The organism is Pseudomonas sp. MD195_PC81_125, from assembly GCF_014060985.1.
GTDB classification, from domain to species: Bacteria; Pseudomonadota; Gammaproteobacteria; order Pseudomonadales; family Pseudomonadaceae; genus Aquipseudomonas; species Aquipseudomonas parakoreensis.
The window spans coordinates 1-5,424 of sequence record NZ_JABULD010000470.1; the positions used below are offsets into that span (position 1 = coordinate 1).

The window sequence follows — 5,424 nt, forward strand, 5'->3', positions numbered from 1 at the left end:
CCGTGCGCAAGACGCGGGTCGGGGGGCCTTTTGCCGTGTGTCAGAACAGGAAGTAACGCTGAGCCATCGGCAAGGTTTCCGCCGGTTCACACCACAGCAGCACACCGTCGGCCTTGACCTGATAGGTCTGTGGATCGACGTCGATGTTCGGCAGGTAATCGTTGTGGATCAGGTCGGTTTTCTGCACATCGCGGCAGCCTTTGACCACGGCGATTTTCTTCTTCAAACCCAACGCGTCGGGCAGTCCCGATTCCTGCGCCGCCTGGCTGATGAACGTCAGGCTGGTGGCGTGCAGCGAGCCGCCGTAGCTGGCGAACATCGGGCGGTAGTGCACCGGTTGCGGGGTTGGAATCGACGCGTTGGCGTCGCCCATCAGGCTCGCAGCGATGGCACCGCCCTTGAGGATCAGCGTCGGTTTTACGCCGAAGAACGCCGGGCGCCAGAGCACCAGGTCGGCCCATTTGCCGACCTCCACCGAGCCCACCTCATGGCTGATGCCGTGGGTGATCGCCGGGTTGATCGTGTATTTGGCGATGTAGCGCTTGGCGCGGAAGTTGTCGTTGCCTTCGCCGTCCTGGGGCAGCGGGCCGCGCTGCTTTTTCATCTTGTCGGCGGTCTGCCAGGTGCGCGTGATGACTTCGCCGACACGGCCCATGGCCTGGCTGTCGGAACTGATCATCGAGAACGCGCCGAGGTCGTGGAGGATGTCTTCGGCGGCAATCGTCTCGCGGCGGATGCGGCTTTCGGCGAACGCCACGTCTTCGGCGATGCTCGGGTCGAGGTGGTGACAGACCATCAGCATGTCGAGGTGTTCGTCGATGGTGTTGCGGGTGAACGGCCGGGTCGGGTTGGTCGAACTCGGCAGCACGTTAGGGAAACCGCAGGCCTTGATGATGTCCGGTGCATGGCCGCCACCGGCACCTTCGGTGTGATAGGTGTGGATGGTGCGGCCCTTGAACGCGCCCAAGGTGGTTTCGACGAAACCGGACTCGTTGAGGGTGTCGGTGTGGATCGCCACTTGTACGTCGTACTGGTCGGCGACGCTCAGGCAATTGTCGATGCTCGCCGGGGTGGTGCCCCAGTCTTCGTGCAGCTTGAGGCCGATGGCCCCGGCCTTGACCTGCTCGATCAGCGGCTCCGGCAGGCTGGCGTTGCCCTTGCCGGTGAGGCCGATGTTCATCGGGAACGCGTCGGCGGCCTGAAGCATGCGCGCCAGGTGCCACGGGCCGGAGGTGCAGGTGGTGGCGTTGGTACCGGTCGCCGGCCCGGTGCCGCCGCCGATCATGGTGGTGACGCCGCTCATCAACGCTTCTTCGATCTGCTGCGGGCAGATGAAGTGGATGTGCGTGTCGATGCCGCCGGCAGTGAGGATCATGCCTTCACCGGCGATCACTTCGGTGCTGGCGCCGATGGCGATGGTCACGTTCGGTTGTACGTCCGGGTTACCGGCCTTGCCGATCGCGGCGATACGCCCGTCCTTGAGACCGACGTCGGCTTTGACGATGCCCCAGTGGTCGATGATCAGCGCATTGGTGATCAGCGTGTCGACCACTTCGGCGGCGAGCAACTGGCTCTGGCCCTGGCCATCGCGGATGACTTTGCCGCCGCCGAATTTCACCTCTTCGCCGTAAGTGGTGAAGTCTTTTTCGACTTCGATCCACAACTCGGTGTCTGCCAGGCGCACCTTGTCGCCGACGGTGGGGCCGAACATGTCGGCGTAGGCTTGCCGGGAAATCTTCATTTCAATTCCTTGCACAAATTTATTGTAGCGAGGGGATTTATCCCCGATCGGGTGCGTAGCACCCGCCATTCAGCAAAAGTGATTTTTGTGGTGGGGCCGGTGGTGGTTGGCGACCGCTGCGCGGTCGATCGGGGATGAATCCCCTCACCACAGATAAATTCCCTCACCACAGATGAATCAGAGTCAGTCGAGATCACCCATGACCCGCCCGGCAAAGCCGAACACCCGCCGATGCCCGGCGTACTCCACCAGCTCGACCTCGCGGCTTTGCCCCGGCTCGAAGCGCACGGCGGTGCCGGCGGGGATGTTCAGGCGCATGCCACGGCTGGCGGCGCGGTCGAAGGTCAGCGCATCGTTGGTTTCGAAAAAGTGATAGTGCGAACCGACCTGAATCGGCCGGTCACCGCTGTTGGCGACTTTCAGGCTGAGGGTGCGGCGGCCGACATTCAGTTCGATGTCGCCGGGCTGGATCTGGTACTGGCCGGGAATCATGGCCGGGCTCCTTGCAGAATCTTGTAGTAGAGGGCGGTCGGACGGTACGTGCCGTGCGGGTCGCAGGCGTAGTCGGGGATTTCGCCGGCGCGGGTGTAACCCAGAGCCTTGTAGAACTCTTCGGCGGGCGAGCCGGCCTCGGTGTCGAGGTAGAGCATGCCGCGCTTGTGTTTGGCCGCTTCGAGCTCCAGCGCATTCATCAACTGCTGGCCGAGCCCACGGCGCCGCGCCTGTTCGCGTACCAGCAGTTTTTGCACTTCGGCGCGATTGAGGCCGTTGGCTTTCTGGCACAGACCCAACTGCACGCTGGCCTGCACCTCTTCATCCTTGACCACCACCCAGAGCAACACGCTGCCCTTGTTCACCTGTTGCTGCACTTCATCGAAATAGGCGCGGGCCTGCGCGGCATCGAGGTCGGCCATGAAACCGACGCTGGCGCCATAACCCACGGCGTCGAGCAGCAGATCAATCAGGCCCTGACGATAGTGCGCAAAACTTTCCGCATTGACGCGTCGCAGTTGGGCGGGGTTCATCGCGTGTCACTCCTTGTTGGCGACCGGCGGCTGCGCGCCAGGGTTGAGGATCAGTTGCATGAAGGTCAGGTCGAGCCAGCGGCCGAACTTGGTGCCGACTTGCGGCATCTGTCCGGTGATGCTGAAACCGGCGCGTTCATGCAGACGAATGGAAGCGGCATTGCCACTTTCGATGGCGGCGACCATCACATGCTTGTCGCAGGCTTTGGCCCGCTCGATCAGCACGCTCATCAATTGCGGGCCAAGGCCATTGCCGCGCTGGTCGCTACGGACGTAGACCGAGTGCTCGACGGTGTGACGGAAACCGTCGAACGGCCGCCAGTCGCCAAAGGAAGCGTAGCCGAGCACCACGTTGTCGGCGTCGACGATCACCAGAATCGGGTAGGCCTGGGCCTGACGGGCGCTGAACCACGCCTGGCGGTTGCCGAGGTCGACCGCCGATTCGTTCCAGATCGCCCGTGGTGTTGAGCACCGCGTCGTTGTAGATGTCACGGATCGCCGGCAGGTCGGCGTGCAGGGCATCGCGAATGGTGTAGGTCATGGCGAGTCCTCAAACGATCGGTTGGTGGACGGTGACCAGTTTGGTGCCGTCGGGAAACGTCGCTTCGACCTGGATCTCCGGGATCATTTCCGGAATGCCTTCCATCACTTGCTCGCGGCTCAACAGGGTGGTGCCGTAGTGCATCAGCTCGGCGACGGTCTGGCCGTCACGGGCGCCTTCGAGCAGCGCGGCGGAGATGTAGGCCATCGCTTCCGGGTAGTTGAGCTTCACACCACGGGCCAGTCGGCGCTCGGCGACGAGGCCGGCGGTGAAGATCAGCAACTTGTCTTTTTCGCGTGGGGTCAGGTCCATTTGTTTTTCAAATCTCGGCAGAAGAAAGTTAAGTCGTACACCCTGTAGGAGCTGCCGAAGGTGCGATCTTTTGACGTTGATTTTTTACAGCAAGATCAAAAGATTGCAGCCTGCGGCAGCTCCTACAGGGGAATGCATTTCAGGTGTTCCAGATTCTGGGTGGCTGGGCCTCGCGGCCTAGCAGAGCCGGGCGTAACAAGCGCCATAAATCGATGAGCCAGGCACGGGCGAGCAGTGCTTCTGACGCCAGACACCGAGCCACCAACAGGCCGGGCAACTGGGTCAAATCCCCGCGCACGGCATGCCCCAGCGAACGACAGCGCTCCAGCAGCTCGGCATCAATCTCACCAGTGACCAACAATGTGGCGAACACCGGACGGCCATCCAGGCCGATGGGCGAATCCAGCAAACCGTCACCGCCAGTAATCCTCTGACGCTCGTGCCAGAGCAATCGCCCGTCGCGGCGGATATCCAGATGCGCCTGAAAGTGTCCGAGGTCGAAGCGCTCGCCACTGGCCGGTCGGCCCAGTGCCACCACGTCCCAGTAGAACAGCCGCGCATCGCCTTCAAGCTCAATCGAGGTGGTGAGTTCAGCCTGAGCGGCGCTGTAGACGATGGTTTCCTGCGGCAGCCACTCCAGCGTCGCGCCGGCCGCGACTTGCAGATCGAGCTGTTGATACGCCGGCCCCCGCCGCGCGATACCATTTTGGGCGGGCGCCGGGGGCTGGGTGATCTGCGCCCCAGGGCGTCCTGTTTCGACGCGGGCGCTGATGTTCAGCCGGTCACCGCCGGCGATCCCGCCCGGCGGGTGGACGATGATGTGTTGGCAGACCTCGGGGCCTTCGGCGTACAGGTGCTTCTGCACCCGCAGCGGTCCCAGATGCCGGCGCTTGACCGGGCGCGTGCAGTCGCCGAAGCGGGCGTAGGCCAGTTCCAGCTCGGCGTGCCAGCTCGGGGTAAACAGGGCAGTGGGAAGCGGTAAGTTCATGGTTTGTGATTATCGTTAGGAAGCTACAGATTAAATTGTTACCAGACCTCGTACACCCTCGGCCTCCATATTTTCGCCGCGACCCTGTTGCACGATCTCGCCCCGGGACATCACCAGGTATTGATCGGCCAGCTCCGCAGCGAAATCGTAGAACTGCTCCACCAGCAAAATGGCCATGTCGCCCCGCGCCGCGAGCTTCTTGATCACGGCGCCGATCTCCTTGATCACCGAGGGCTGGATGCCTTCGGTAGGTTCGTCGAGGATCAGCAAACGCGGACGACTGGCCAGCGCGCGACCGATAGCGAGCTGCTGTTGCTGGCCGCCGGACAGGTCGCCGCCTCGGCGCTGCTTCATTTGTAGCAGCACCGGGAACAATTCGTAGATGAAACTTGGGACTTCCTTCGCTTCACTGCCGGGAAACCGCGACAAACCCATCAGCAGATTCTCTTCCACCGTGAGCCGGCCGAAGATTTCCCGGCCCTGTGGCACATAGGCGATCCCGGCGTGCACGCGCTGGTGCGGCTTGAGTGTGGTGATTGCCTTGCCCTCCCAGTTCACCACGCCTTCCTTGGCCGGCAACAGGCCCATCAGGCATTTGAGCAGGGTGGTCTTGCCCACGCCGTTGCGCCCGAGCAGGCAGGTGACTTCGCCGACGTTCACGTCGAATGAGAGGCCTCGGAGGATGTGGCTACCGCCGTAGTACTGATGCAGCTTGTCGACTTGCAGCATTCTCAAAATCTCCTCAAATCCCTGTGTAGGAGCTGCCGAAGGTGCGATCTTTTTGATCTTTGTTTTTTAAGATCAAGATCAAAAGATC

The 5,424-nt window shown here is 62.3% G+C and carries 6 protein-coding genes and 1 pseudogene; all 7 read right to left on the bottom strand.

All coding sequences use genetic code 11. From position 1 onward, the window contains the following. Positions 1 to 40: 40 nt before the first annotated feature. A complete protein-coding gene (ureC, locus tag HT737_RS18780; protein ID WP_182403622.1) occupies positions 41 to 1,741 on the bottom strand; it encodes an urease subunit alpha in 1,701 nt (566 codons plus the stop codon). A 183-nt stretch (positions 1,742 to 1,924) separates the two neighbouring features. Continuing rightward, positions 1,925 to 2,233, bottom strand: a complete 309-nt coding sequence (locus HT737_RS18785; protein ID WP_007966984.1) for an urease subunit beta — start codon at positions 2,231 to 2,233, stop codon at positions 1,925 to 1,927. Beyond that, positions 2,230 to 2,766, bottom strand: coding sequence for a GNAT family N-acetyltransferase (locus HT737_RS18790; RefSeq protein WP_047291019.1), 537 nt, complete (start codon positions 2,764 to 2,766; stop codon positions 2,230 to 2,232). Before HT737_RS18790 ends, HT737_RS18785 begins: the two co-directional genes overlap by 4 nt. Positions 2,767 to 2,772: 6 nt before the next feature. Further along, positions 2,773 to 3,307 (bottom strand): annotated as a pseudogene (locus HT737_RS18795) (N-acetyltransferase family protein). A gap of 9 nt (positions 3,308 to 3,316) precedes the next feature. Then, complete coding sequence (ureA, locus tag HT737_RS18800) at positions 3,317 to 3,619, bottom strand: urease subunit gamma (protein WP_003221215.1); 303 nt, start codon at positions 3,617 to 3,619, stop codon at positions 3,317 to 3,319. Between the two features lie 139 nt (positions 3,620 to 3,758). Further along, complete coding sequence (locus HT737_RS18805; RefSeq protein ID WP_182403625.1) at positions 3,759 to 4,607, bottom strand: urease accessory protein UreD; 849 nt, start codon at positions 4,605 to 4,607, stop codon at positions 3,759 to 3,761. 30 nt (positions 4,608 to 4,637) lie between these two features. Then, positions 4,638 to 5,336: an urea ABC transporter ATP-binding subunit UrtE gene (gene urtE / locus HT737_RS18810; RefSeq protein WP_003221219.1), complete on the bottom strand. Its 699-nt coding sequence runs from the start codon at positions 5,334 to 5,336 to the stop codon at positions 4,638 to 4,640. Between the last annotated feature and the right edge of the window lie 88 nt (positions 5,337 to 5,424).

Excerpts from the sequence above, each read along its gene's own strand:
- ureA (WP_003221215.1), bottom strand. The coding sequence starts at position 3,619 with ATGGACCTGACCCCACGCGAAAAAGACAAGTTGCTGATCTTCACCGCC.
- urtE (WP_003221219.1), bottom strand. The coding sequence starts at position 5,336 with ATGCTGCAAGTCGACAAGCTGCATCAGTACTACGGCGGTAGCCACATC.
- HT737_RS18785 (WP_007966984.1), bottom strand. The coding sequence starts at position 2,233 with ATGATTCCCGGCCAGTACCAGATCCAGCCCGGCGACATCGAACTGAAT.
- ureC (WP_182403622.1), bottom strand. The coding sequence starts at position 1,741 with ATGAAGATTTCCCGGCAAGCCTACGCCGACATGTTCGGCCCCACCGTC.
- HT737_RS18805 (WP_182403625.1), bottom strand. The coding sequence starts at position 4,607 with ATGAACTTACCGCTTCCCACTGCCCTGTTTACCCCGAGCTGGCACGCC.
- HT737_RS18790 (WP_047291019.1), bottom strand. The coding sequence starts at position 2,766 with ATGAACCCCGCCCAACTGCGACGCGTCAATGCGGAAAGTTTTGCGCAC.